This is a genomic window from Rheinheimera sp. WS51 (genome assembly GCF_050936095.1).
Classification (GTDB): Bacteria; Pseudomonadota; Gammaproteobacteria; order Enterobacterales; family Alteromonadaceae; genus Alishewanella.
Map to the genome: position 1 here is coordinate 15,680 of NZ_JBOTRC010000011.1, position 23,703 is coordinate 39,382.

22 protein-coding genes and 7 tRNA genes are annotated in these 23,703 nt (G+C 40.5%); 21 read left to right on the forward strand and 8 right to left on the reverse strand.

Translation table 11 applies throughout. The features are described from left to right. The first annotated feature begins 134 nt into the window (after positions 1 to 134). From ACRCA4_RS12050 to ACRCA4_RS12065, 4 genes are all read left to right on the forward strand, one after another. On the forward strand, positions 135 to 1,142 hold the full coding sequence (locus ACRCA4_RS12050; protein ID WP_433188865.1) for an isoaspartyl peptidase/L-asparaginase family protein: 1,008 nt from the start codon (positions 135 to 137) through the stop codon (positions 1,140 to 1,142). Positions 1,143 to 1,272: 130 nt separating this feature from the next. Further along, positions 1,273 to 1,692, forward strand: a complete 420-nt coding sequence (locus ACRCA4_RS12055) for a CBS domain-containing protein (protein WP_433188868.1) — start codon at positions 1,273 to 1,275, stop codon at positions 1,690 to 1,692. 68 nt (positions 1,693 to 1,760) lie between these two features. Continuing rightward, the gene (gene hrpA, locus ACRCA4_RS12060) at positions 1,761 to 5,672 is read left to right on the forward strand and encodes an ATP-dependent RNA helicase HrpA (protein WP_433188871.1); all 3,912 of its coding nucleotides are present in this window, start codon (positions 1,761 to 1,763) and stop codon (positions 5,670 to 5,672) included. Positions 5,673 to 5,699: 27 nt separating this feature from the next. Further along, positions 5,700 to 6,197 carry a GNAT family N-acetyltransferase gene (locus ACRCA4_RS12065; protein WP_433188874.1) on the forward strand — a complete coding sequence of 166 codons (498 nt, stop codon included), beginning with the start codon at positions 5,700 to 5,702 and terminating at the stop codon, positions 6,195 to 6,197. 177 nt (positions 6,198 to 6,374) lie between these two features. Here ACRCA4_RS12065 and ACRCA4_RS12070 read toward each other — a convergent pair. Continuing rightward, a tRNA-Pro gene (locus ACRCA4_RS12070) sits at positions 6,375 to 6,451 on the reverse strand. Positions 6,452 to 6,746: 295 nt separating this feature from the next. Here ACRCA4_RS12070 and ACRCA4_RS12075 point away from each other — a divergent pair. From ACRCA4_RS12075 to ACRCA4_RS12085, 3 genes are read left to right on the forward strand one after another with little or no spacing between them, the layout of a single operon-like run. Further along, positions 6,747 to 7,850: a 1-acyl-sn-glycerol-3-phosphate acyltransferase gene (locus tag ACRCA4_RS12075; RefSeq protein WP_433188877.1), complete on the forward strand. Its 1,104-nt coding sequence runs from the start codon at positions 6,747 to 6,749 to the stop codon at positions 7,848 to 7,850. 17 nt (positions 7,851 to 7,867) lie between these two features. After that, positions 7,868 to 8,737, forward strand: a complete 870-nt coding sequence (locus tag ACRCA4_RS12080; protein ID WP_433188880.1) for an EamA family transporter — start codon at positions 7,868 to 7,870, stop codon at positions 8,735 to 8,737. After that, positions 8,721 to 8,978, forward strand: a complete 258-nt coding sequence (locus tag ACRCA4_RS12085) for a DUF2960 domain-containing protein (RefSeq protein ID WP_433188883.1) — start codon at positions 8,721 to 8,723, stop codon at positions 8,976 to 8,978. The genes ACRCA4_RS12080 and ACRCA4_RS12085 overlap by 17 nt, the downstream gene beginning before the upstream one ends. A gap of 71 nt (positions 8,979 to 9,049) precedes the next feature. Here the strand turns inward: ACRCA4_RS12085 and cspE are convergent, their stop codons facing one another. Then, positions 9,050 to 9,259 carry a transcription antiterminator/RNA stability regulator CspE gene (cspE, locus tag ACRCA4_RS12090; RefSeq protein ID WP_027670166.1) on the reverse strand — a complete coding sequence of 70 codons (210 nt, stop codon included), beginning with the start codon at positions 9,257 to 9,259 and terminating at the stop codon, positions 9,050 to 9,052. Positions 9,260 to 9,562: 303 nt separating this feature from the next. Further along, positions 9,563 to 10,681 carry an alanine dehydrogenase gene (gene ald / locus ACRCA4_RS12095; protein WP_433188886.1) on the reverse strand — a complete coding sequence of 373 codons (1,119 nt, stop codon included), beginning with the start codon at positions 10,679 to 10,681 and terminating at the stop codon, positions 9,563 to 9,565. 268 nt (positions 10,682 to 10,949) lie between these two features. Here ald and ACRCA4_RS12100 point away from each other — a divergent pair, with 268 nt between their 5' ends. From ACRCA4_RS12100 to serS, 5 genes are read left to right on the forward strand one after another with little or no spacing between them, the layout of a single operon-like run. Further along, positions 10,950 to 13,406 (forward strand): DNA translocase FtsK 4TM domain-containing protein, encoded by a 2,457-nt coding sequence (locus ACRCA4_RS12100; RefSeq protein WP_433188889.1) that lies wholly within the window; start codon positions 10,950 to 10,952, stop codon positions 13,404 to 13,406. Positions 13,407 to 13,409: 3 nt separating this feature from the next. Further along, the gene (gene lolA / locus ACRCA4_RS12105; protein WP_433188892.1) at positions 13,410 to 14,057 is read left to right on the forward strand and encodes an outer membrane lipoprotein chaperone LolA; all 648 of its coding nucleotides are present in this window, start codon (positions 13,410 to 13,412) and stop codon (positions 14,055 to 14,057) included. After that, the gene (locus ACRCA4_RS12110) at positions 14,058 to 15,413 is read left to right on the forward strand and encodes a replication-associated recombination protein A (protein ID WP_433188895.1); all 1,356 of its coding nucleotides are present in this window, start codon (positions 14,058 to 14,060) and stop codon (positions 15,411 to 15,413) included. Beyond that, a complete protein-coding gene (gene crcB, locus ACRCA4_RS12115; RefSeq protein ID WP_433188898.1) occupies positions 15,413 to 15,787 on the forward strand; it encodes a fluoride efflux transporter CrcB in 375 nt (124 codons plus the stop codon). The genes ACRCA4_RS12110 and crcB overlap by 1 nt, the downstream gene beginning before the upstream one ends. Before the next feature lie 6 nt (positions 15,788 to 15,793). Beyond that, positions 15,794 to 17,083 (forward strand): serine--tRNA ligase, encoded by a 1,290-nt coding sequence (gene serS, locus ACRCA4_RS12120; RefSeq protein WP_433188901.1) that lies wholly within the window; start codon positions 15,794 to 15,796, stop codon positions 17,081 to 17,083. A 35-nt stretch (positions 17,084 to 17,118) separates the two neighbouring features. On the opposite strand, the gene ACRCA4_RS12125 is transcribed toward serS, so the two are convergent. From ACRCA4_RS12125 to ACRCA4_RS12145, 5 genes are all read right to left on the reverse strand, one after another. After that, complete coding sequence (locus ACRCA4_RS12125) at positions 17,119 to 17,454, reverse strand: TusE/DsrC/DsvC family sulfur relay protein (protein WP_433188904.1); 336 nt, start codon at positions 17,452 to 17,454, stop codon at positions 17,119 to 17,121. A gap of 26 nt (positions 17,455 to 17,480) precedes the next feature. Then, on the reverse strand, positions 17,481 to 17,756 hold the full coding sequence (locus tag ACRCA4_RS12130; protein WP_433188906.1) for a DsrH/TusB family sulfur metabolism protein: 276 nt from the start codon (positions 17,754 to 17,756) through the stop codon (positions 17,481 to 17,483). Continuing rightward, on the reverse strand, positions 17,756 to 18,112 hold the full coding sequence (gene tusC / locus ACRCA4_RS12135) for a sulfurtransferase complex subunit TusC (protein WP_433188909.1): 357 nt from the start codon (positions 18,110 to 18,112) through the stop codon (positions 17,756 to 17,758). The genes ACRCA4_RS12130 and tusC overlap by 1 nt, the downstream gene beginning before the upstream one ends. 24 nt (positions 18,113 to 18,136) lie before the next feature. After that, positions 18,137 to 18,499 carry a sulfurtransferase complex subunit TusD gene (gene tusD / locus ACRCA4_RS12140; RefSeq protein ID WP_433188912.1) on the reverse strand — a complete coding sequence of 121 codons (363 nt, stop codon included), beginning with the start codon at positions 18,497 to 18,499 and terminating at the stop codon, positions 18,137 to 18,139. 144 nt (positions 18,500 to 18,643) lie between these two features. Beyond that, the gene (locus ACRCA4_RS12145; protein WP_433188915.1) at positions 18,644 to 19,312 is read right to left on the reverse strand and encodes a Bax inhibitor-1/YccA family protein; all 669 of its coding nucleotides are present in this window, start codon (positions 19,310 to 19,312) and stop codon (positions 18,644 to 18,646) included. A 164-nt stretch (positions 19,313 to 19,476) separates the two neighbouring features. Between ACRCA4_RS12145 and ACRCA4_RS12150 the strand changes: the two genes are divergently transcribed. The 9 genes from ACRCA4_RS12150 (at position 19,477) to ACRCA4_RS12190 (ending at position 23,674) form a co-directional block, all read left to right on the forward strand. Beyond that, a tRNA-Ser gene (locus tag ACRCA4_RS12150) sits at positions 19,477 to 19,567 on the forward strand. A gap of 191 nt (positions 19,568 to 19,758) precedes the next feature. Beyond that, positions 19,759 to 19,849 (forward strand) — tRNA-Ser (locus ACRCA4_RS12155). Between the two features lie 218 nt (positions 19,850 to 20,067). Further along, a complete protein-coding gene (gene uvrY, locus ACRCA4_RS12160) occupies positions 20,068 to 20,703 on the forward strand; it encodes a UvrY/SirA/GacA family response regulator transcription factor (RefSeq protein WP_433189038.1) in 636 nt (211 codons plus the stop codon). Continuing rightward, positions 20,703 to 22,517 carry an excinuclease ABC subunit UvrC gene (gene uvrC / locus ACRCA4_RS12165; protein ID WP_433188918.1) on the forward strand — a complete coding sequence of 605 codons (1,815 nt, stop codon included), beginning with the start codon at positions 20,703 to 20,705 and terminating at the stop codon, positions 22,515 to 22,517. Before uvrY ends, uvrC begins: the two co-directional genes overlap by 1 nt. Positions 22,518 to 22,550: 33 nt before the next feature. Next, positions 22,551 to 23,105, forward strand: coding sequence for a CDP-diacylglycerol--glycerol-3-phosphate 3-phosphatidyltransferase (gene pgsA, locus ACRCA4_RS12170; protein ID WP_433188921.1), 555 nt, complete (start codon positions 22,551 to 22,553; stop codon positions 23,103 to 23,105). 132 nt (positions 23,106 to 23,237) lie between these two features. Next, positions 23,238 to 23,313: transfer RNA gene (locus ACRCA4_RS12175), tRNA-Gly, on the forward strand. A gap of 31 nt (positions 23,314 to 23,344) precedes the next feature. Then, positions 23,345 to 23,418, forward strand: a tRNA-Cys gene (locus ACRCA4_RS12180). Positions 23,419 to 23,484: 66 nt separating this feature from the next. Further along, a tRNA-Leu gene (locus ACRCA4_RS12185) sits at positions 23,485 to 23,571 on the forward strand. Between the two features lie 27 nt (positions 23,572 to 23,598). Beyond that, positions 23,599 to 23,674, forward strand: a tRNA-Gly gene (locus ACRCA4_RS12190). The last annotated feature ends 29 nt before the right edge of the window (positions 23,675 to 23,703 follow it).

The following is a 23,703-nucleotide window of genomic DNA, read 5'->3' on the forward strand; positions in this document are numbered from 1 at the left end:
GTGTAGACCAAAATAGATATTTTCATTTTGTTTTTACGGTCGTTATTTTTAGTGTTGGTATAATGACTTATTTAGCAGTAAGGTAAATTAATTTTATAAACAACAGCAGCTAGCTGCTGCAAACAGGAATAAATATGAAACGGTTATTTTTATCTATTGGCTTATTGATGTCTGCTAATGTGCTAGCTGAACAAGCGCTGGCGCCTATTGGTATTGTGATACATGGTGGCGCAGGTACTATTGAGCGCAGTAATATGACTGAACAGCAAGAAAGCGCTTACCATGCCACCTTAAAGCATGCTGTGAGTCAGGGTTATGCAGTTTTAGAGCAAGGCGGAACCAGTTTAGATGCAGTCAGCGCAGCGGTGATAGTGTTAGAGGACTCGCCATTATTTAATGCCGGTAAAGGTGCGGTTTATACTTGGGATGAGAGCCATGAGTTAGATGCCTCTATTATGGATGGTAGTAACCGCAATGCTGGCGCTGTAGCAAGTGTTACCAGAGTGAAAAATCCAATATTACTCGCAAGAGCAGTAATGGAGAAATCAGTACATGTGATGTTATCAGGCAATGGAGCAGAACAATTTGCAGCTGAGCAGCAGTTGGATTTAGTTAAGAATAGCTATTTTGATACCGAATTTAGGTTAGAAGCCTTAAAAAAAGCAAAACAATCTATTGCACCAGCTCCTCATCAAGCACAAGTTCCTTATAATCCAGCATGGAAAATGGGCACTGTTGGTGCAGTCGCGATAGATAAACAAGGTAACCTAGCTGCCGCAACTTCAACCGGTGGTATGACAGCTAAACGTTATGGCCGCATTGGTGATTCGCCTATTATTGGTTCTGGTAACTTTGCTGATAACGACAGCTGCGCGGTATCGGCCACAGGACATGGAGAATATTTTATTCGTTATCAGGTTGCGGCTGATATTTGTGCCAGAGTTAAGTATCAGCAAAAAACAGCAGCAGATGCGGCACATGAAGTAATAACAGAGCTAAAGCAGATTGGTGGTGATGGCGGTGTTATTGTGGTTGATAATAAAGGCGAGTTAAGCTGGGCGTTTAATACCCAAGGCATGTATCGTGCTATGCAAACGCAAGGCAAAGCGCCGATCAGTGAAATTTTTCAAACCAAGCAGTAATGTGTTGTTATTATTAATACCGTTTGAGCAACAATAACTGGAATATCGGCTACTATTAAGAAGAGCTTATCACTCACAGATCTCGTTTTAGTATAGGTAAGTTGTGCTTAATAAGAGAAAGAGAGGGCATATGGGAACTTTAAAAGTAGCCGATTATATGCATCGATATCCAGTGACGTTTTCAGCAGATATGCCAATAGAAATGGCGGTTGATCGTCTTATTCAAGCTAAACAGCTTGGCGGGCCGGTTATTGATGAAGAGCGTAAAGTCGTCGGCTTTATTTCTGAGCAAGATTGTTTATCACGCATGTTAATGTCGACCTACCATGATCAACAGGCTAGCAAGGTTATGGATGCAATGCACAAGCAAGTATTAACGGTAAGGCCTTATGAAGATATTATCGATTTAGCTCAGCTTATGCTGCAAACTAAGCCGAAGCTTTATCCTGTAGTGGATGATAATGAATGCTTAATTGGCATTATTTCTCGCACTGATGTGCTTGGCGCCATAGATAAAGAACTGCATTCACATTATAGAAAGGTGACATAAGCCTATAACGCTGGATTTTTACCTATCGCTCTTGGTAGCATGTTGCCCTCTAATACGAGGGCACTGTTTTGACCGCAACTGAATTACCATCTGAAGAAGCAATACCAGCATTATCAACATTATTTTCTCAGCTTGAGCATTGTCTATTAAGAGATCAATTTCGGCTGCGCCGTCGTCTGCAAAATAGTAAAAAGCAAGCAGATAAAAATAAACAGCATAAACAACTAGCTAAAATTGCCCAAGATATTGCAAGGTCAATACAAATAAGGCAAAACCGAGCTCAGTTGCTACCCAAAATAACCTATCCAGAGCAATTACCTGTCTCTGAGAAAAAAGAAGACATTAAAGCGGCTATTGCTGCACATCAGGTGCTGATTGTCGCCGGTGAAACCGGCTCAGGTAAAACAACCCAAATCCCTAAGATGTGTATCGAGCTAGGGCGGGGTGTTGCAGGCATGATAGGCCACACTCAGCCAAGGCGACTTGCTGCACGTAGTGTTTGCGATCGTATTAGTGAAGAGCTCAATTGCCAAGTGGGGCAGCAAGTAGGTTACAAAATTCGATTTGGTGATCATACTAATGATAATACCCATATTAAGTTGATGACCGATGGTATTTTACTGGCAGAGATCCAACAAGATCGCTTTTTAAATCAGTACGATACTATTATTATTGATGAAGCCCATGAGCGCAGCTTAAATATTGATTTTTTATTGGGTTATTTAAAACAGCTTTTACCTAAGCGGCCTGATTTAAAACTGATTATTACTTCTGCGACTATTGATCCTGAACGTTTTTCAAAGCACTTTTTTGATGCGCCTATTATTGAAGTCTCAGGTCGAAGCTTTCCTGTTGAAACCCGTTATCGTGCTATCGCCGATGATGAAGATAAAGATATGGATCAACTGCAAGCGATTTTTGATGCCGTTGATGAATTATATCAAGAGCCGCCAGGTGATATATTAATCTTCTTAAATGGCGAGCGAGAAATACGTGATACCGCTGAAGCATTAGAAAAGCGTAATCTGCCCCATACTGAAGTATTGCCTTTATACGCGAGACTCAGCGCCAGTGAACAAAACCGGATATTTCAAGGCCATAGTGGCCGACGCATTGTATTATCAACTAACGTGGCTGAAACCTCATTAACAGTACCGGGTATTCGCTATGTTATTGACCCTGGTACGGTGCGACTATCACGTTACAGTTATCGCTCTAAGGTGCAACAACTGCCGATAGAGGCTATTAGCCAAGCCAGTGCTAATCAGCGTCAAGGCCGTTGTGGCCGTGTTGCTGCGGGCATCTGTATCCGCTTATACAGCGAAGAGGACTTTAAAGGCCGGCCAGAATTTACCGATCCGGAAATACTGAGAACGAACTTAGCATCCGTTATTATGCAAATGCTGGCGCTAGGTTTAGGCGATATTGAACAATTTCCTTTTTTGCAAAAACCAGATAGCCGTTTTATTAATGACGGTGTTAAATTACTTGAAGAACTTGGCGCGATACCGCTAAAACGAGGAAAAACGGGGTTACAGCTAACGGAACTAGGGAAAAAGCTGGCGCGTTTACCTATAGATCCGCGTTTAGCCAGAATGGTGTTAGCTGGGGCTGAAAAACAGGCTTTAGCTGAGTTGCTAGTTTTAGCCGCTGCCTTGTCAATTCAAGATCCGCGGGAGCGGCCCTTAGATAAAAAACAAAAAGCTGATCAATGCCATGCCCGCTTTGCTAATCCTGATTCAGATTTTAGTAGCTGGTTATTGTTATGGCAGTACCTACAGCAGCAACAAATCGAGCTAAGTGGCAACCAATTTAGGCGTTTATGTAAGCAAGAATTTTTAAATTACCTACGGGTGCGAGAATGGCAAGATTTAACCGCGCAATTGCAGCAATTAATGCAAGAACAAGGTTATAAGCTTAATCAACAAATGGCAGACTATGCGGCTATTCATCAAGCTGTATTAAGTGGCTTGTTAGGGCAAGTGGGTTTTAAAGACAGTGATGCCGACTATATGGGGCCGCGGCAAACCCGTTTTTATGTTTTCCCTGGTAGTCAATTATTTAAACGCAAGCCTAAATGGGTTGTTGCCGCAGAATGGGTGGAAACTAGCCGCTTGTATGCCAGAACACTAGCTAAAATAGAGCCAGAATGGGTAGAGCCATTAGCCGAGCATTTGGTTAGTCGCAGTTACAGCGAGCCGCACTGGCAGAAAAAGCGTGGTGCAGTTATAGCATATGAGCAAGTTAGCTTATATGGCTTAGTTATTGTTGCTAAACGCGCGGTGCAGTTTAGTAAAATTGACCAGCAAACTAGCCACAAGATTTTTATTCGCGAAGCTTTGGTTAATCAAGAGCTAGGCACTAACGATAGCTTTTTAAGTTATAACCAGAAATTAGTAGATGATGTAACTGCATTAGAAGATAAATCTCGTCGTCGTGATATTTTGGTTGATGAGGAAATACTTGCTGAATTCTACAGCCAACGTGTACCGGTTTGGGCTAATAACCGAATTGATTTCGCAAAATGGTGGAAAGGGCAACGTAAAAAAGATCCTAGCTATTTAAACTTTTCCTTAGATAACTTATTAAACCGTGATGCCAGTGACATCACCGCGGATAAGTTTCCAGAAACTTGGCAACAAGGTAATCTTATTTTACCGCTAGAGTACCATTTTTCACCGGGTGAAGCCGATGATGGCATTAGTGTGTTAATTCCGCTGGCGCTATTAAATCAAGTTGAAGACACTGGCTTTGATTGGCTTATTCCAGCGCTACGCCATGATTTATTAGTTGCCTTAATAAAGTCGCTACCTAAACAATATCGGCGTAACTTTGTGCCGGCACCAAATTATGCGGATGCCTTGATGCAAAGCATTAGCCCAGATCAAGGCCCGTTATTAGCCACCATGAGTCAAAGGTTAAAGCGAATGTCGGGGATCACCATTCCAGATGATGCTTGGGACTTGGCTAGTATTCCGCTGCATTTAAAAATGAATTATAAAGTGGTTGATGAAAACGGCCATACTTTACAGCAAGGGCGTTCATTAGTGCTATTAAAGCAAGGCTTACAAGATGATGTGCAACAAAGCTTAAGCCAAGTAGCCGAGCAAGGTATAGAGCAAGAGCAACTAACCCAGTGGAGCTTTGGCAAGCTGCCTAAAGAATATGTTAAAGTACAAGCGGGTTATGAAATTAAAGCCTTTCCTGCTTTAGTTGATGAACGTAACTCTGTTGCAATTAAACTGTTAGACAACCCCATGTTAGCTGAGCAAACAACCCGTTTAGGCTTGCGGCGTTTATTGCTATTAAATATCCCTTCACCTGTTAAGTATTTACAAGAGTCCTTACCTAACAAAGCTAAGCTTGGGTTATATTTTAATCCTTTTGGCCGAGTACTAGAGTTAATTGACGATTGCATTGCTGCAGGTATAGACAAGCTTGTTAAGCAAACGGCTTTACCCAGCACAGAGGCTGAGTTTGTTTTGTTACGTGAAACAGTTCGCGCTGAGCTAGGTGAAACGGTACTGGCAATTGCTTTACAAGTAGAACAAATATTAAGCCTTTGCCATGCGATTCAAAAGAAACTAAAAGGCCGGGTCGATTTAGCACATGTCCAGTCGCAGGGGGATATTAAACAGCAACTCAATGAGTTAATTTTTAAAGGCTTTGTTAGTGCTCATGACGCGGCTAAATTAAATGATTTAATTCGTTACCTGCAGGCTATGGAGAAAAGATTAGAAAAGTTGCCAATTGATCCAAATCGCGATCGGTTACTAATGCATGAATATGCTAAAGCAGAGCAAGCTTATCAAAGTTTACTGGGCCAATATGCAGATAAACCAATGTTACCAGATGAAGTAAAGGCTATATATTGGATGCTACAAGAGTTAAAAGTATCCCAGCATGCTCAGCAATTAGGTACTGCTTACCCTATTTCTGTAAAACGTATTTTGTTGGCAGTACAAGAGCTTAAAGCTTAATTATTAAGTATAACCTTTGGAGATTAAATGGAATTAGTTACTCCCTCAAAACAGTACCAAATTAGTTATAACCATTATATAACAGAATTAGCTAATGAAGAGCGTTATCCGTTTCCGTTAGATTTTGATTACAGTAATTTTGATGCTTTATTACAAAAATTAGCTGATTTTGCTGCAGGTTATAAGCTGCCAGATGGTTATGTGCCAAGTACAACCTTATGGCTAGTTGAAGGTCATGAGTTGCTGGGAGTTACTAATATTCGCCATTATTTAAATGAGCGGATCCAACATTGTGGTGGCCATATAGGTTTAGGCATTCGACCAGCATATAGAGGTAAAGGCTTAGGCAAATATTTAATGCAGCTTTCGATACAGTATTTAAAACAAAAAGGTGTTGCGCCAATTCATATTCACTGCTATCGAGATAACTTAGCTTCGGCCAGTTGTATCATCAGTAACAGTGGAGTTCTAGAGTCTGAAATAAGAGTAAATAATCACGTTGTGCAAAGGTATATAGTGGCATAAATAAAAGTACAGCCGTATTTATTGCAGATGCTGTTTATTCACTTTTCAACATTGGAAGTGATTAATGTACCCATGTAAATGGGCTAGCTAATCGGTATTTGCACTTTAAATCGTATAGTTGAGAAGCAATGATAAAGTAGGAAAGACAAACAAAACTTATTAAACAGATAGTTTAATTGGTCGGTACGAGAGGATTTGAACCTCCGACCCCTGACACCCCATGACAGTGCGCTACCAAGCTGCGCTACGTACCGACTTAGTGGCTATAATAAAGATTATCTGCCAGAAAGCAATGCTCAAAGTACTGACTGCGGTAATTTTCAGCAGTTAGACAGAGTAGTTTTTTGTCATTATTGTAAACACCACATGTTAGTTATTAACTAGCATGTGTAAAAGACTGCTCTGCTACAATGTGAGTAAGTTAGGGTTTATGTCTTACTTGTCTTGGTATTGTTTGTTCGAATGTCTGCTTAAATGCAACTGGCACTGGTGAAATTTTGCCAAGTCAGTAAAATAGTTATTAATCTGTTTAATGGAAAAATTATCCTAGTGTCTGAAAACGATCTATTTGCCGATATTCGGCCCTATAATGACAGCGAAGTTGCACCAGCCATTCAGCGTTTAATTGCCGATGAGGAGTTTATCCAGGCTATTTTACATTATCGCTTTCCACATATGCCGGGAATTATGGGAGCCATTGCAGCGCCAATTTTGCGTTTTATATTAAAGCGTAAACTAGCTAAGTTGAAATCTGTAAAGGATGTGCAACGTCAAGTTGCAACCTTTATGGATAAGATGATTGAAACAACTAGCAAACAAATCACTATGTCAGGGCTAGAGAAATTAGATCCTAAACAAAGTTATTTATTTATTTCGAATCATCGTGATATTGCAATGGACCCAGCTTTAGTTAATTGGTGTTTGCATCAGCAAGGCCATGAGACGGTGCGTATTGCCATTGGCGATAATTTGCTGCGTAAGCCCTGTGCCACAGAGCTAATGAAATTAAATAAAAGTTTTATTGTTAAGCGGGGCGCTAAAGGGCCGCGCGAGATGTTAAAGAATTTTTCTCAATTATCGTCTTATATTAAGCATTCTTTAGATGATGATCATTCTATTTGGATAGCGCAAAAAGAAGGTCGGGCTAAAGATGGTAATGATGTTACAGATCCAGCAATTTTAAAAATGTTTTATATGCATGGTAAAAAACAGGGCGAAGATTTTGCTACTTATATGGCAAAGCTTAATATAGTTCCGGTTTGTTTATCCTATGAATATGATCCTTGTGATGCAGATAAAATAAAAGAGTTGTGGCAAAAGAAAACTCAAGGCCATTATCAAAAAACTGAATTTGAGGATATTGATAGCATTATTAAAGGTATAGTTGGCTTCAAAGGGCGTATTCATGTAGCTTTTACTCAGCCATTAACCAATATAGCCGATGAGCCAGACGATTTAGCCGCGATGATTGATCAACAAATTTGGCAAAATTATAAGCTGTTTCCGATTAATTATTTAGCCGCTGGCCTAACCCATGACTCTATAGATGAAGCTGCAGCAGAGCAGTGGCAACAGCGCTTATCGGCTATACCAGACGGAGCACATGATTTGTTAACCCAACTCTATGCTGCGCCTATTGCTAAGCAGCAATAGATTAAGGAGCGAAAGCGTTGCCATATTTAATTGCCGTTACGCTATTGTGGGCATTTTCATTTAGTTTAATTGGGGTTTATCTAGCTGGACAAGTTGACGCGTACTTTGCTGTATTAATACGGGTCGTTTTGGCTGCTATCGTGTTTTTGCCTTTTTTAAAGTGGCAGAAATTTAGTCTTGTTATTAAGCTGCTAGTCTTAGGTGCAATACAACTTGGTTGTATGTATTTATTTTATTACCAATCATTTTTGTATTTAACTGTGCCGGAAGTGCTTGTTTTCACCATTTTCACTCCAGTTTATATCACACTACTGTACGACATTTTACACAAAAGGTTTCAATATCGTTTTCTCGCTGCGGCGATATTAGCTGTTTTCGCGGCGGCAGTTATGCGCTATCAAAGCCTGACTGAAGATTATTGGCTGGGTTTTATCATCGTTCAAATGGCTAATTTATGTTTTGCTATCGGCCAAGTCGGCTACAAAGTATTATTGGAAAAACTACCAAGGTCAATTAATCAAATGCAGCTGTTTGGCTGGTTTTATATCGGAGCCGTTTTGGTAGTAGTGCCAGCATGGTGGTTAATGGGAACTAATCAATATCCAAGCACTAGTTTGCAATGGGCGATTTTGTTTTGGCTTGGCTTAGTCGCCTCGGGTTGCGGCTATTTTTGCTGGAATAAAGGGGCTACCCAAGTAAGCAGTGGTCTGTTAGCAGTAATGAATAATGTACTTATTCCTGCTGGGTTATTAGTAAACCTTTTATTGTGGAATAAACAACAAAACTTAATCACGTTGGGTATAGGCTCAGCATTATTATTAGTTTCTTGCCTGATCTGTAAAAGCTCAGCGCCAACCGTAGGAGCGGCCAATGGCCCGACAAATTAGTTATACCTATAATAAACAGAACAAAGTTATCAATTTTAGTTATGATAAACATCGAGATATGTATGAAGCTGTTGCTGAAGCGGAAGGAATTGATTTAAGCCGCTTTTTAGCTATGGAGCAACAAATTGCTATGACAGCTAAGCATAGCTCTGCCACTAAAAATTTTAGGCAACAAGAGTTTATTCGGATGGGATTTAAAAATATTGCTTTTGTTAGGCAAGAAGAGCCTAGTAAAAAATAGGCAACTAAATAACTAAATTATAAGCAATAAAAAAGGACACCTAGGTGTCCTTTTTTGGCAAGTGCTTTAAATTACAGAACTGTAACGTTAGCAGCTTGTGGGCCTTTTTGGCCTTGTTCGATTTCGAAAGCAACGCGTTGACCTTCGTTTAAGGTTTTGTAACCTTCAGTTTGGATAGCACGGAAGTGAACGAATGCGTCAGCGCCGCCGTTATCTTGAGTAATGAATCCGAAACCTTTATCAGCGTTAAACCACTTAACTACACCTGTTACTTTAGCCATGAATGACTCCTAAAAATTTTAAAATATTAATTGACGCTAAATTGCGCTTTTAGCCTGACTGTTACTTTACTTATGCGGCCAAACGTGCGTGAATCTTCAGGACATGACTTACTATGAAGCTGTGTAGCGAAGTTTTCATAAACATTTTGTTACATAGGTCTGCTTTACAGGCCGATGAATACTATAGCAGGTTTATGATGAATGTATAGTGCAATTTGCAAATAAACCCTTAAAACTAATAAATAAAAATAAAGCAAAAAAAAGCTGCCTAAGCAGCTTTAGAGGATAAATTCTTAACGATTGTTAAGCATTTAAAGCAACTTTAGGGTCAACAAAGTCAAAGCCTAAAGCTTCAGAAACACTTAAATTAGTGACTTGGCCATTGATAACATTTAACCCATTCATCAAATGACTGTCTTCTAATAAGGCTTGCTTATAGCCTTTATTGGCAATACGAACAATAAACGGCAGTGTGGCATTATTTAAAGCAAAGGTTGAAGTGCGAGGCACAGCACCTGGCATATTAGCTACACAGTAGTGTACAACATCATCAACAATAAAAATTGGATCCGCATGGGTTGTTGGCTTTGAGGTGGCAATACAGCCGCCTTGGTCAATAGCAACATCAACAATGGCTGAACCAGGCTTCATCCGTTTGATATGATCTGCAGTGACTAGTTTAGGAGCAGCTGCTCCAGGTACTAGCACGCCACCAATAACAAGATCTGCTGCTAGTACTTCTTGTTCTAAAGCATCAACAGTAGAATAAACTGCTTTTACAGCACCATTAAATTGCACATTAATACGGCGTAACACTTCAACACTGCGATCAAGTACTGTTACATCAGCACCTAAGCCAACTGCCATTTGTGCTGCATTAGTACCCACCATGCCGCCACCGATAACAACAACTTTAGCTGGTTTAACGCCGGGCACACCACCAAGTAACATGCCGCTACCACCTGAAGACTTTTCTAAAGCACGGGCACCGGCTTGAATTGACATACGGCCAGCGACTTCAGACATAGGGGCTAATAAAGGTAAACCACCTTTAGCGTCAGTTACGGTTTCGTATGCAATACAAATAGATTTAGATTTAATAAGATCTTCTGTTTGTGCTAAGTCCGGCGCTAAATGCAAATAAGTAAATAGTATTTGACCTTCGCGTAACATGGCGCGCTCAACAGCAAGAGGCTCTTTAACCTTGATTATCATCTCGGCTTGAGCAAATACTTCTGCTGCGGTATTTAATACTTTAGCACCGGCTTCAATATAATCTTCATCAGTAAAACCAATACCCATACCGGCGTTTGTTTCAACAACAACACTGTGTTTGTGGGCGATAAGCTCACGTACACTGGCAGGAGTCATACCAACACGGTATTCATGGTTTTTAATTTCTTTTGGTACACCAATAATCATCGTTAGTTGCCTTATTACTGAGGTAAATGATTGCTGCGAAAAATACGCACGCAGTATACTGAGTTGATTATAGGATTAACACCTGTTTTTAACACTAAAAGGTTAGTCCTAAGGCTTACTATTTAAATATTGTCATTACTTGGCAAAAAAAGCGTGACTTACCGTCAATTCAGGGTAGCTTCACGGATGCACTTTTACTGTGTGTCTGGTATCTTAGGTAATTATGCGCATGAATAAGAAACGATAATAATAACGTGGAGTTTTTCGTTTGCAAAACAGAGTTTATTTCCCATTAAATGGTGTGCAACGCTTATTAGAAGTAGGCTTAATCCTATTTTCTGGCATGGCATTATTTATATTACTAGCTTTATTGTCGTTCGATCCTGCCGACCCAAGTTGGTCACAGACGGGGTATCAGAATACAGTAAATAATTATACTGGACCTTTTGGTGCCTGGTTGGCTGATTTACTCTTACTCTACTTTGGTTGGATAGCCTATTTAGTACCGTTTATGGTAGCTGGCGCTGGTTTTTTGTTGTTTAAACGTTTTCATAATTTGCTGCAGCTAGATTACTTGATTTTAGGGCTGCGATTAATAGGTATAGTGCTAACTGTAGTTACAGCTACTGCCATTAGTAGTCTTAACTTTAATGATATATTTTATTTTTCATCTGGTGGCGTGGTAGGCGATGTTGTGAGTCACTTATTGATGCCACATTTAAACTTTATTGGCACTAGCGTTGTGTTGCTGTGTGGTTTTGCAACCGGCCTTACTTTTATGACCGGAATTTCTTGGTTAACGGTGGCTGATGCTATAGGTGCCTTGTGTTTTGCTGCTATTAAATTGTTAAGCGGTTTACCCGAGCGTTGGCGTGAGCGTAGAGAAAGTGATTACGATCCTTTTGAACAAGGCAATGATTTTGTTGAAGACGAGCCCGCTAAAAAACAAGCAGCTATTGCTAAGTCTACAGTGCAACCACAAATTAAAAAGCCAGTAGAAGAGTTACCTATTACACCTTTAGATATAAACAAAGAGGCTAAGGCTTTTTATAGTGTTGACACTATTGCTGACGATGAGCTGTCTTTCAGTGCTATTGATGAAACTGATAATGCAGATGACTGGAGTCAAACCTTAGAGAAAATTCACTTACCTAAAGAACAAGATGGCGATGTGTTATTCGGTTTAGATGAAGCCGATGAGGATGACACAGAAGAAGTTGAGCATCTTATAGAAGAATTGCCTTCTATTGCGTTATTAGATAAAGCTGATAGAGCAGTTAACCCTATTGACCCAGAGGATTTAGAGCGTGTTTCGCGTTTAGTTGAAGCAAAACTATTAGATTTTAATGTCCAAGCAACTGTGGTTGGCGTGCACCCTGGTCCTGTTGTTACTCGCTTTGAGCTTGATTTAGCACCAGGCATAAAAGTTAGCAAAATTACAGGTTTATCTAAGGATTTAGCCCGCTCACTATCGGCGATAAGTGTCCGTGTCGTTGAGGTTATTCCTGGTAAATCTTATATTGGTTTAGAACTTCCTAATAAACATCGTGAAATTGTTCGGTTATCTGAAGTGATTGGCGATGATGTTTTTGAAAACTCTAAATCATCGTTAACTATGGTGTTAGGTAAAGATATTGCGGGGAAGTCAGTCGTAGCCGATTTAGCAAAAATGCCGCACTTATTAGTTGCAGGTACTACAGGTTCAGGTAAGTCAGTTGGCGTTAACGTTATGATTTGTAGTTTATTGTATAAGTCGACGCCTGATGATGTACGTTTTTTAATGATAGATCCAAAAATGCTTGAGCTTTCTATTTACGAAGGCATACCGCATCTATTAACCGAAGTTGTCACCGACATGAAAGATGCTGCTAATGGTCTACGTTGGTGTGTAGGTGAAATGGAACGACGTTATAAGTTAATGTCTGCACTAGGTGTACGTAACCTTAAAGGTTATAACGCTAAAGTCAAAGAAGCTATTGCTGAGGGAACGCCGTTAAAAGATCCTTTATGGCGCCCCTCTGATGATATGCGCACAGAGCAACCTGAATTAGAAAAACTACCTGCAATTGTCGTTGTTATCGACGAATTTGCTGACATGATGATGATAGTGGGTAAAAAAGTTGAAGAGCTTATCGCCCGTATCGCCCAAAAAGCACGAGCTGCAGGTATTCACTTAATTTTAGCAACTCAAAGACCGTCAGTTGACGTAATAACGGGCTTAATTAAAGCGAACATTCCAACTCGTATTGCGTTTCAGGTGTCATCAAAAATCGATTCTAGAACAATATTAGATCAGCAAGGGGCCGAAAGCTTACTTGGCCAAGGTGACATGTTGTATTTGCCGCCAGGCTCTGGTGTACCAACTCGGGTACATGGCGCTTTTGTTGATGACCATGAAGTGCATGCTGTTGTTGCCGATTGGAAACAACGCGGGAAACCGAATTATATTGCTGAAATATTAAGTGGTGAAACAACTGAAGAGAATTTATTACCTGGGGAGACCTTAGAAGGCGATGATGATGAGTCTGATGTGTTATACGATCAAGCCGTCGCCTTTGTTACTGAAACTCGTCGGGCTTCAGTGTCTGGCGTGCAACGTAAGTTTAGAATAGGTTACAACCGCGCAGCACGTTTAGTTGAACAAATGGAACGCAGCGGTATTGTTAGCTCTCCAGGACATAATGGTAATCGTGAAGTTATGGCGCCACCGCCACCAAGAGGATAATGCATGAGATCTTTATTCGTATGTTTAGTACTGCTTTTTACATTGTGTTTTTCTGTGGCAGCAAAGTCAGAGTCAAAAGCAGCTAAATCTATAGCATCGCCGACTGAGGTGTTACAACAAAAGTTAAACAAAATTGATACTTTTACTGCGCAGTTTAAGCAAAAAGTGTTTGATCAAAATCAGCAAATACTTCAGCAAGCACAGGGCATATTAAACTTAAAGCAATCGCAATTATTTCGCTTTGAAACTACAGAGCCAGAGCGAAATGTTTTTATAGGGGATGGTAAGTCGTTGTGGTTTTATAATGAACCGTTAGAGCAGTTAACTATTTATGATGCTGCAGCAGAAGTGAATAGAACGCCTTTTGTTTTATTAACGTCTACTGATCCTGAACTTTGGGCTAACTTTACAGTTAAACAGCAACAACAGCAGTTTACTATCTATGCCAATGATCCAAGCAGTCAAGTTACCGAGTTAATTTTACGCTTTTCAGGTGATGCGTTATCTGAAATGCAGGTAGTAGATATTAATCAACAGCTTAGCGTGTTCCAATTTATTGCTGTGCAGCTCAATGTGCCATTAAATGATAGCTTGTTTCAATTTACGCCACCAGAATTTACTGAAATTGATGATCAACGCAGTAGAAATTAAATGAAACCGTTATCTTTAGATTTTGCAGATGACTTTCGCCCTTTAGCTGCAAGAATGCGCCCAACAAATTTGCAGCAATACGCCGGCCAGCAACATTTAGTGGGTGAGGGCTCGGCTTTACGAAAAGCCATTCTGGCAGGGCGAGTCTATTCTGTTATCTTATGGGGGCCGCCAGGTACAGGCAAAACAACCTTAGCGGAAGTAATAGCTGCGCATGCAGATGCCAGTATCATTAAATTGTCCGCGGTAACCTCAGGTATTAAAGATATCCGCGATGCGATAGCGCAAGCCCAACAAAACCAGCAACAGCAGCAAAAACGCACCTTATTATTTGTTGACGAAGTGCATCGCTTTAATAAAAGCCAACAAGATGCTTTTTTACCTTTTATTGAAGACGGTACTATTATTTTTATTGGCGCAACTACAGAAAATCCGTCTTTTGCATTAAATAATGCTATTTTATCTCGGGCCAGAGTTTGCGTGTTAAAAGCCTTATCAGAAGCGGATTTACGTCAAGTTTTACAACAAGCGCTATCAGATAACGAACGTGGTTTAGGGACGCAAAACATTCAATTGTCCTCTGAGGCAGAGCAATTATTATTACGCTTAGCAGATGGTGATGCCCGCAAATTGCTTAATTTATTAGAGCAAGCAGCAGAGCTTAGCACGGCCGTGAAAGATGAACAGGCTAAAGAAGTTAAACTCATTGAGTTTGCAACGTTAAAACATATTATGCCGCGTCAGTTACCTGGTTTTGATAACCAGGGGGATTTATTTTACGATCTCATTTCAGCCTACCATAAATCAGTTCGTGGTTCAGATCCTGACGCTGCTTTATATTGGTATTGTCGTATTCTGGCAGGTGGTGGCGATCCTCTGTATGTAGCACGACGATTACTGGCTATAGCGAGTGAAGATATAGGTACTGCCGATCCTCGTGCACTAACGCTGGCTATTAATGCTTGGGATACCTTTGAACGAGTAGGGCCAGCCGAAGGCGAGCGCGCTATTGCTCAGGCTACGGTTTATATGGCATTAGCGCCAAAAAGTAATGCTGTCTATATGGCGTTTAATCAGCTTAAGCAACTTGTCGCCGATAGCCCCGCTTATGAGGTGCCATTACACCTTCGTAATGCGCCTACAAAATTAATGACCGAATTGGGTTATGGTGAAGGCTATCGCTATGCTCATAACGAGCCCGGTGCTTATGCGGCAGGGGAGTCTTACTTACCACCGCAACTGCTTGGCCAGCAATTTTATCAACCAAGTAATAGAGGGATGGAAAAACAGTTGGCGGAAAAAATGGCTTATCTTCACCAACTTGATCAACAAAGTAGCAAAAAGAGACAGTCCTGATGTTAACTTATCTGGCCATAGGATTAGGCGGTGCTTTAGGTGCATGTTTGCGCTATGCCTGCAGTGAATTAATGCTGAATGTTTTAGGTAAAGCATTCCCTTTTGGCACATTGCTGGTTAATATTCTGGGCTCATTTGCACTGGGCATGCTTTATGGCATGTTCAGTAGCGGTTTTTTAGCCGTATCACCTTGGCGAGCATTAATAAGTATTGGCTTGCTGGGGGCCTTCACAACGTTTTCAACGTTTTCGCTAGATACCGTGTTGTTATTGCAACAAGGAGACTGGTTTAAGGCTATCGCCAACGTATTACTTAATGTGTTGTTGTGTTTAACGCTCGCCTGGTTTGGCTTAAAACTAGGCTCAATGAAGTGAAAGACTATGCTTGATCCAAAATATTTACGTACAGATTTAGACCAAACCGCTGCGCGGTTAGCCCAACGAGGCTTTACGCTCGATGTTGCGAAATTAACCGAATTAGAAGCCGATCGCCGGTTATTACAAGTAGAGACCCAAGAGTTACAGAGTTTACGTAACAGTAAATCTAAAGGGATTGGCCAAGCAAAAGCGCGTGGTGAAGATATAGCACCGTTACTAGCCGAAGTAGATGGCTTAGGTGAAAAACTTGAAGCTGCCAAAGTTAAATTAGACGCAGTATTAGCCGAAGTTGAACAAATTGCTTTAAGCGTGCCAAACTTGCCTGATGCGTCAGTGCCGGTTGGGGCTGATGAAAATGAAAACCAAGAAATTCGCCGTGTCGGTACGCCACGCGAGTTTGATTTTGACGTTCAAGATCATGTTGCATTAGGCGAAGCGTTAGATAAAGGCTTAGATTTTGAAAGTGCGGTTAAATTAACGGGTTCACGTTTTGTGGTGATGCGTGGCAAAGTCGCTCGTTTACATCGTGCTTTAACTCAGTTTATGCTTGATCTACATACTAATCAGCATGGTTATACAGAGTTATATGTACCTTATTTAGTAAACCACGATAGCCTTTATGGTACTGGACAGTTACCGAAATTTGGTGCAGATTTATTCCATACTAAGCCGGCAACAGAAGAAGGGCAAGGTTTAGCCTTAATTCCTACAGCTGAAGTGCCTATTACTAATTTAGCACGCGATCATATTTTTGATGCTGCAGAATTACCGGCTAAGTTTACTGCCCATACGCCATGCTTTAGAAGTGAAGCGGGATCTTATGGCCGTGATACTCGTGGCTTAATTCGCCAGCATCAATTTGATAAAGTGGAATTAGTGCAAATGGTGCAGCCAGAGCAGTCAATGCAGGCATTAGAGCAACTCACGGGCCATGCAGAGCGAGTATTACAATTACTCGAGTTGCCTTATCGTGTTATGTTGTTATGCACTGGCGATATGGGGTTTGGCTCTGCGAAAACCTACGATTTAGAAGTTTGGTTACCGGCTCAGAAAACTTATCGCGAAATTTCATCGTGCAGTAATATGACCGATTTTCAGGCGCGTAGAATGCAGGCGCGTTATCGCAATGCGGATATGAAAAAGCCAGAGCTTATCCATACCCTAAATGGCTCTGCTCTGGCTGTAGGCCGTACTTTAGTGGCTATTTTAGAAAACTATCAACAGCAAGACGGCAGTATTGTTATACCTGAAGTATTAAGACCTTATATGGGCGGAGTTGAGCGTATTGGTTAATACGCTTTTACGCCGGCTTTGCACTAATAAGCCTTTTATAAACACTTAGCTGGTTTAGGTAAGCCAGCTAAGCGTGTTGCTTGTTTAGCTGGCCCTTGTGGAAACAACATAAATAAATATTTGCTATTGCCTTTATCTGGGCCTAGCTTTTGCGCCATCGCTTTTACTAACATTCGCATCGCCGGTGAAGTTTGAAATTCTTGATAAAAATCACGAACAAACCAAACAACTTCCCAATGCGCCTGCTCCATATCAATATTTTCTAATTCGGCAAAAGCTAGGGCAACCTTTTCGCTCCAGTCTTGCCTATTTACTAAATAACCATGTTTATCTAAAGCCAGTTGCTTACCGTCGATAGTTAATTGTTCCATAACTTTAACTCTATAGTCGTCTTTACTTAGGCAAGATGTTGCCAGAGGATATTTTGGTTCGCTTGAATGGTTAACTCAACCCAGTCTTTTGCTGTAATAATCTTAAAATCAGCAATTGCTTTGATATTGCGTGCTCTAAGGTCGAGATCAAGTGCAAACAGCTGCTTAGTTGGCCAAGTTAGATCTTTTCGCTTAAGCAAGTAAACTGCGTCTTGGCGTAATAAAATGGCGTCAGTATTCGCACAGACTAACTCTAATTCAGCTAGATTAATGCTAGCAGAGGTAAGTGTATATAAAATCATTAGCTGGTAATTACCTGATGTTGGTTCGCAAGGCAGTTTTTAATCATAGCGCTATTTGCAATAGTGGTATTAATTATTAAGTCGGCACGCGTTAAGCCTCTTTGTTTTAATGAGTCTTCACAAACTAATACCTGGTCAATCTCATATAAATCAAACAGCTTAAATCCATGTTGATAGGGCTTTAATTGCAGTTGGGGATTATCGCTTAATGGCATAAGTTGAAAAACAGCATCAGCCATAAATAATAAGCTTACTTTATGTTCGACAGCGGCAAGGGCCATTGCTAAATCAAAGCTTTCCCGACCATGGCTAGTATTAAAGGATGAATGGCGCTGAATTAACATAATATTACGCATTAAAACCTCGTATAAAACCCGTTTTTAAAATTGGATTAACTTATCGACATCGTCGAGTAAAATGGCAAACTCTGCTAATCCTGTTGCAATATAACCTTGTTGAGCGGCTAATTCAGAGCTGACAATGCCACGTTTTTCTGCTGCAGTAATACAGTAGTGCAGGGCGATATCATGCTGCTGGCAAAATTGGCTGAGCATAAGGCTATGATTAAACTCATCTGACGGTAAATCTATATGCTGTAAGGCTGAATAGACTGCATCTTGATATAAAAAGACTTGTTTTAAACTGTGACCTGACTCAAGTAACGCGGTGGCAAAAGTTAACGCACTGGCTATTGTTTGGCTACTGAAACTGGATGAGGTAATTAGCAGAGCAAAACGTGTCATCGTTATCCCTATAGAACTTGTAATAAAGACTACTATTTAATAAGCGTATTTTTAAAACTTAACAGGCTAGCAAATAAAAATGCCCCTATTATAAGGGGCATTTAAGTTAATAATGCAATATAGAAGCTTATCTATATTAGCTTATTAATCGTCACCACCAAACACACCTAATAACTGTAATAAATTAACAAAGATGTTGAAGACATTGAGGTATAAGCCTACAGTCGCGCGAATATAGTTAGTTTCGCCACCATTAATGATGCGGCTAGTGTCAAATAATATTAACGCCGACATTATTAAGATAATAGCTGCGCTAATGGCTAAGCTTAACGCTGGAATAGCAAGGAAAATATTCGCAATAATGGCGACTAAAACCACAACTAAACCAACCATTAAAAAACCACCCATAAAAGAGAAGTCTTTACGTGTTGTTAAGGCATAAGCTGATAAGCTAAAGAAGATTAACGCTGTGCCGCCTAAGGCTTGCATAATCATTGTTGGACCATTAGCTAAGCCGGCATATACGTTTAGCATTGGGCCAATTGATGCACCCATTACACCGGTAAAAGCAAATACCCAAAATATACCGCTTGCTGAATCTGCTTTTTTATTAACAATAAAAAGCATAATAAAGCCAGCAACAAAACAAACTAACGCCATCATATGCGACATATTCATTGCCATTGCAATACCTGCTGTCACTGCGCTAAAAGCTAATGTCATCGCTAACAGAAAGTAGGTGTTACGTAATACTTTATTGATTTCAATACTGCGACCAGCTGTGCTTAGTGCAGGACTCTCTCTATATGACATCTTAATTGTTCTCCTAGATACAAAGTTTATTGTCACTTTGAGTGTAATCATACCGAGTTAGTTCCACTTACACTAGCGTGTTATAGACAAATTTATGAATCAATTAAATAAATCTAAAAAAAAGCTTTCAATTCTGTTTGAACCTGATTAATATACGCCTCGCTGGAGGGATGGCAGAGCGGTTGAATGCACCGGTCTTGAAAACCGGCGTGGGTTAATAGCCCACCAAGAGTTCGAATCTCTTTCCCTCCGCCATTATTGCTAACGCCCGCTGCTTTAAACAAGCAGCGGGCGTTTTTGTTTTAGCTAAAGTCTAATTCTAACCTGAATGCTTATAAATTGTTTATTTAGTCAGCGGGTTGGTGAATATCTGCGCAAACGATCTAAATGATAGAAAAAGCACTTTACAAACACGGCTGCAGTTTCTAATATGCGTCCTGTGTTGCGGAGGGATGGCAGAGCGGTTGAATGCACCGGTCTTGAAAACCGGCGTGGGTTAATAGCCCACCGAGAGTTCGAATCTCTCTCCCTCCGCCACTTCTTACTCCTCTTGTTATCTCATTTTATTTTCATTAATCCATTTAAATTAAATAATCGAAGTTATATCTAAATCTACTTAATTCTGGCAAACTAATATAACTGCTATTTAGCTAAATTCATTTTGTGTTCAGTATTAGCAAGATTAGCTTTGTTAAGTTATGCTTAATGATTATTAATAATAAAAACCAGTATTCGGAGAAGCCAAATTGATCAACGTGTTGTTAGTTGATGACCACGAGCTTGTACGTACTGGGATCAGTCGCATACTAATGGATGAGCGCGGTATCAAGGTGATAGGTGAAGCTGGTTCCGGTGAGGACGCTCTACAATTTTGTCGTCAGCATGAACCTGATGTTGTGTTGATGGATATGAATATGCCTGGTATGGGGGGCATGACGGCAACTAAACGTATTTTGCACTATTGTCCGGATATTAAAGTACTGGCTTTATCTGTTTCTTGTGAAGAGCCGGTACCGACAAAAGTAATGCAGTTGGGTGCGGCTGGCTTTATTTCAAAAAATTCCCCTCCTAAGGAAATGATAGCAGCTATTCGTAAAGTGTTTTCAGGCGTGCGTCATATTTCTGATGAAGTTGCTCAGAAAATGGCATTAAGCCGGGTTAATAACCTAAACGAAAATCCCTTTCATGGTTTATCTGATCGTGAATTGCAAATTATGATGATGATCACTCAAGGGCAAAAAGTAACTGATATTGCACAACAATTGAATGTGAGTGCTAAAACGGTGAATTCATATCGTTATCGTATGTTTGAAAAACTAGCAATTAGTGGCGATGTTGAGTTAACCCATCTTGCTTTACGTCACGGCATGATAGATATCGCTAAGGCCTAATGTTTAACGCCAAAGAGTTTTTAGCGACAGTACCCAAACAACCCGGCGTTTATCGAATGATAAATGCTGCACAAAAAGTGATTTACGTAGGTAAAGCTAAAGACCTGCGAGCTCGTTTAAGTAGCTATTTTAGAAGTAAAGTAGATGGTGTAAAAACCAAGTCGTTAGTTAGTCAAATTGCTCAAATTGAATACACCTTAACGCACAGCGAAACCGAAGCGCTGATCCTTGAAAATAATTTTATTAAGCAATATTTACCGCGTTACAATATTTTATTGCGCGATGATAAATCGTACCCGTTTATCTTAATTTCTGATCATAAGCACCCTAGAATAAGCTCACACAGAGGACCTCGTAAAATTAAAGGTCAATATTTTGGGCCTTATCCTAATGCAAAAGCTGTAGCTCATAGCCTTAAAACATTACAAAAAATATTTCCTATTAGGCAATGTGAAGATGGCTTTTATCGTGCTAGAACTCGGCCATGTTTGCAGTATCAATTAAAGCTGTGCTCTGCGCCTTGTGTTGGTAAAATATCGGATCAGGATTATCAGCATCAAGTGACACTTGCCCGTTTATTTTTACAGGGAAAAAATCAGCAAGTTATTGACGATTTAGTCGCTAAAATGACCCAAGCAAGTGAAAACTTTCATTTTGAACAAGCTGCACAGTATAGAGACAGCATTAGTGCTTTGCGTAAAGTGCAAGAGCAGCAAACGGTAACAGGCGAGCATAAAGAGCTAGATATTATAGGCTTAGCTTATTCGCACGGTGTCGCGGCTATTCATGTGTTATTTGTTCGTGATCAAAAAGTGTTAGGCAGTAAATCATATTTTCCAAAAGTGCCTGCAGACACTAATAATAATGCTATTTTAACTGCTTTTTTATTACAGTTTTATTTAGACGGTTATGGCAGTCAACAACTGCCTGCTGAGATCGTGTTACCGCAAGCCTTAACCAATAGCAGTATTGAGCAAGCCATTAGTGAAGTTGCCGGTAAAAAAGTGCGTTTAACTTACGCCCAACGCGGCGAAAAAGCTGATTATTTAAGCCTAGCGCAAAAAAATGCTCAAGTTGCATGTGATACTAAACAATCTCAAGCACAAAAAATGGCGCTGCGCTATCAGCAACTGCAAAGCTTATTAAAGTTAGATTCCGTAATAGAGCGGATGGAGTGTTTTGATATAAGTCATACCATGGGCCAGGCAACAATCGCTTCCTGCGTTGTGTTTGACGGTCAGGGGCCATTGAAGTCTGAATACCGACGTTATAATGTGTTAGGTATTACAGGTGGTGACGATTACGCGGCAATGCAATTTGCTCTAGATAAACGCTATAGTAGGCTGCAAGAGCTAAGTAAAATACCTGATATTATTTTTATCGATGGTGGCCAAGGTCAATTAAATATTGCGATAGAGCAGTTTCAAAACTGGCCTCATAGTAAAACGCCGCTATTAATAGGGGTGGCAAAAGGGATCAGCCGTAAACCCGGCTTAGAAACATTAATTATTGCTAACAGCAATCGAAGTATACATTTAGACGAAGATGCACCTGCTTTGCATTTAATTCAGCAAATCCGTGATGAAGCCCACCGTTTTGCAATAACAGGGCATAGAAATAAACGCGGCAAGTCTTTAGTAAGCAGCCCATTAGAGCAGGTGCCTGGCATAGGAGAAAAACGACGACAAGCTTTATTGCAGTACCTAGGTGGTCTGCAAGGTGTTATGCGTGCGTCTGTTGATGAAATAAGCTCGGTACCGGGTATATCGAAGCAACAGGCGGAAAAAATTTATCAGGCTTGCCATAATAAGTAGTGTGCTAGCTGTTTATCTATCGAGAACTATAAGATGTGGAATATCCCTAATCTATTAACCTTGTTTCGTTTAATGCTGATCCCAGTTTTTTTATGGTGTTTTTATTCTGGATTAGAAAATGCCCGTTTTTGGAGTGCCTTTGTTTTTGTACTTGCTGCGATAACTGATGCACTAGATGGCTATTTAGCACGAAAGCTTAAGCAGTCAACGCCCTTTGGTGCTTTTTTAGATCCGGTGGCCGACAAAGTGATGGTGTGTGGTGCCTTAGTGCTTATTGCCGTTGATAGCCAGTCACTCTGGGTAACTTTACCGGCTATTGCTATGATTAGTCGAGAAATAATTATTTCGGCTTTACGAGAGTGGATGGCGGAGCTGGGAAAACGCGCTAATGTGGCTGTATCAAACTTAGGCAAATATAAAACTATTGCTCAAATGTTAGCGTTAATAGGTTTAATTTGGCGGCCAGAATGGTGGTTAGTGAGTTGGTTTACGCCAGCAGGTATGATTTTATTATATATTGCTACGGTTTTAACGCTGTGGTCTATGTATGAATATTTAAAAGCAGCATGGCAAGATCTTGCTAATTGATGAAAAATTGCTGATTATTGCAGCAACTAAGCTAAAATTTAATCAGTCAGTCATAAAAGCAATAATTTGTTATTGACTGCATAATTAAAAACAGTAGAATGCGTCTCGTGTTAAGGCACATGGCCACACAAAGCGAGTATAGCTCAGCTGGTAGAGCGCGACCTTGCCAAGGTCGAGGTCACGAGTTCGAACCTCGTTACTCGCTCCAACTCTTTTCAAAGAGTGTATATTGTTTGAATGGCGGGTTGGCAGAATGGCCATGCAGCGGATTGCAAATCCGTCTATCTCGGTTCGACTCCGGGACCCGCCTCCATAACAAGATACAAGATAGTAAAAAGTATAGAAATATACTGTAAGAAAAAGTTAAAATACGTTGTCTGCCCGGGTGGTGAAATCGGTAGACACAAGGGATTTAAAATCCCTCGCTCGAAAGGGCGTGCCGGTTCAAGTCCGGCCCCGGGCACCATTTACTTACCAGAGTAAATGTAGATTTGCGAGTATAGCTCAGCTGGTAGAGCGCGACCTTGCCAAGGTCGAGGTCACGAGTTCGAACCTCGTTACTCGCTCCAAATTAGCAAAAAACGCAGCTTAAAGCTGC

What these genes read in the sequence shown, in the direction of transcription:
- pgsA (WP_433188921.1), top strand. Translation starts at nt 22,551, where the DNA reads ATGTGGAATATCCCTAATCTATTAACCTTGTTTCGTTTAATGCTGATC.
- ACRCA4_RS12145 (WP_433188915.1), bottom strand. Translation starts at nt 19,312, where the DNA reads ATGTCATATAGAGAGAGTCCTGCACTAAGCACAGCTGGTCGCAGTATT.
- ald (WP_433188886.1), bottom strand. Translation starts at nt 10,681, where the DNA reads ATGATTATTGGTGTACCAAAAGAAATTAAAAACCATGAATACCGTGTT.
- ACRCA4_RS12055 (WP_433188868.1), top strand. Translation starts at nt 1,273, where the DNA reads ATGGGAACTTTAAAAGTAGCCGATTATATGCATCGATATCCAGTGACG.
- uvrC (WP_433188918.1), top strand. Translation starts at nt 20,703, where the DNA reads ATGTTTAACGCCAAAGAGTTTTTAGCGACAGTACCCAAACAACCCGGC.
- ACRCA4_RS12050 (WP_433188865.1), top strand. Translation starts at nt 135, where the DNA reads ATGAAACGGTTATTTTTATCTATTGGCTTATTGATGTCTGCTAATGTG.
- tusD (WP_433188912.1), bottom strand. Translation starts at nt 18,499, where the DNA reads ATGACACGTTTTGCTCTGCTAATTACCTCATCCAGTTTCAGTAGCCAA.
- ACRCA4_RS12130 (WP_433188906.1), bottom strand. Translation starts at nt 17,756, where the DNA reads ATGATTTTATATACACTTACCTCTGCTAGCATTAATCTAGCTGAATTA.
- crcB (WP_433188898.1), top strand. Translation starts at nt 15,413, where the DNA reads ATGTTAACTTATCTGGCCATAGGATTAGGCGGTGCTTTAGGTGCATGT.
- cspE (WP_027670166.1), bottom strand. Translation starts at nt 9,259, where the DNA reads ATGGCTAAAGTAACAGGTGTAGTTAAGTGGTTTAACGCTGATAAAGGT.
- serS (WP_433188901.1), top strand. Translation starts at nt 15,794, where the DNA reads ATGCTTGATCCAAAATATTTACGTACAGATTTAGACCAAACCGCTGCG.
- ACRCA4_RS12065 (WP_433188874.1), top strand. Translation starts at nt 5,700, where the DNA reads ATGGAATTAGTTACTCCCTCAAAACAGTACCAAATTAGTTATAACCAT.
- ACRCA4_RS12085 (WP_433188883.1), top strand. Translation starts at nt 8,721, where the DNA reads ATGGCCCGACAAATTAGTTATACCTATAATAAACAGAACAAAGTTATC.
- tusC (WP_433188909.1), bottom strand. Translation starts at nt 18,112, where the DNA reads ATGCGTAATATTATGTTAATTCAGCGCCATTCATCCTTTAATACTAGC.
- ACRCA4_RS12110 (WP_433188895.1), top strand. Translation starts at nt 14,058, where the DNA reads ATGAAACCGTTATCTTTAGATTTTGCAGATGACTTTCGCCCTTTAGCT.
- ACRCA4_RS12125 (WP_433188904.1), bottom strand. Translation starts at nt 17,454, where the DNA reads ATGGAACAATTAACTATCGACGGTAAGCAACTGGCTTTAGATAAACAT.
- lolA (WP_433188892.1), top strand. Translation starts at nt 13,410, where the DNA reads ATGAGATCTTTATTCGTATGTTTAGTACTGCTTTTTACATTGTGTTTT.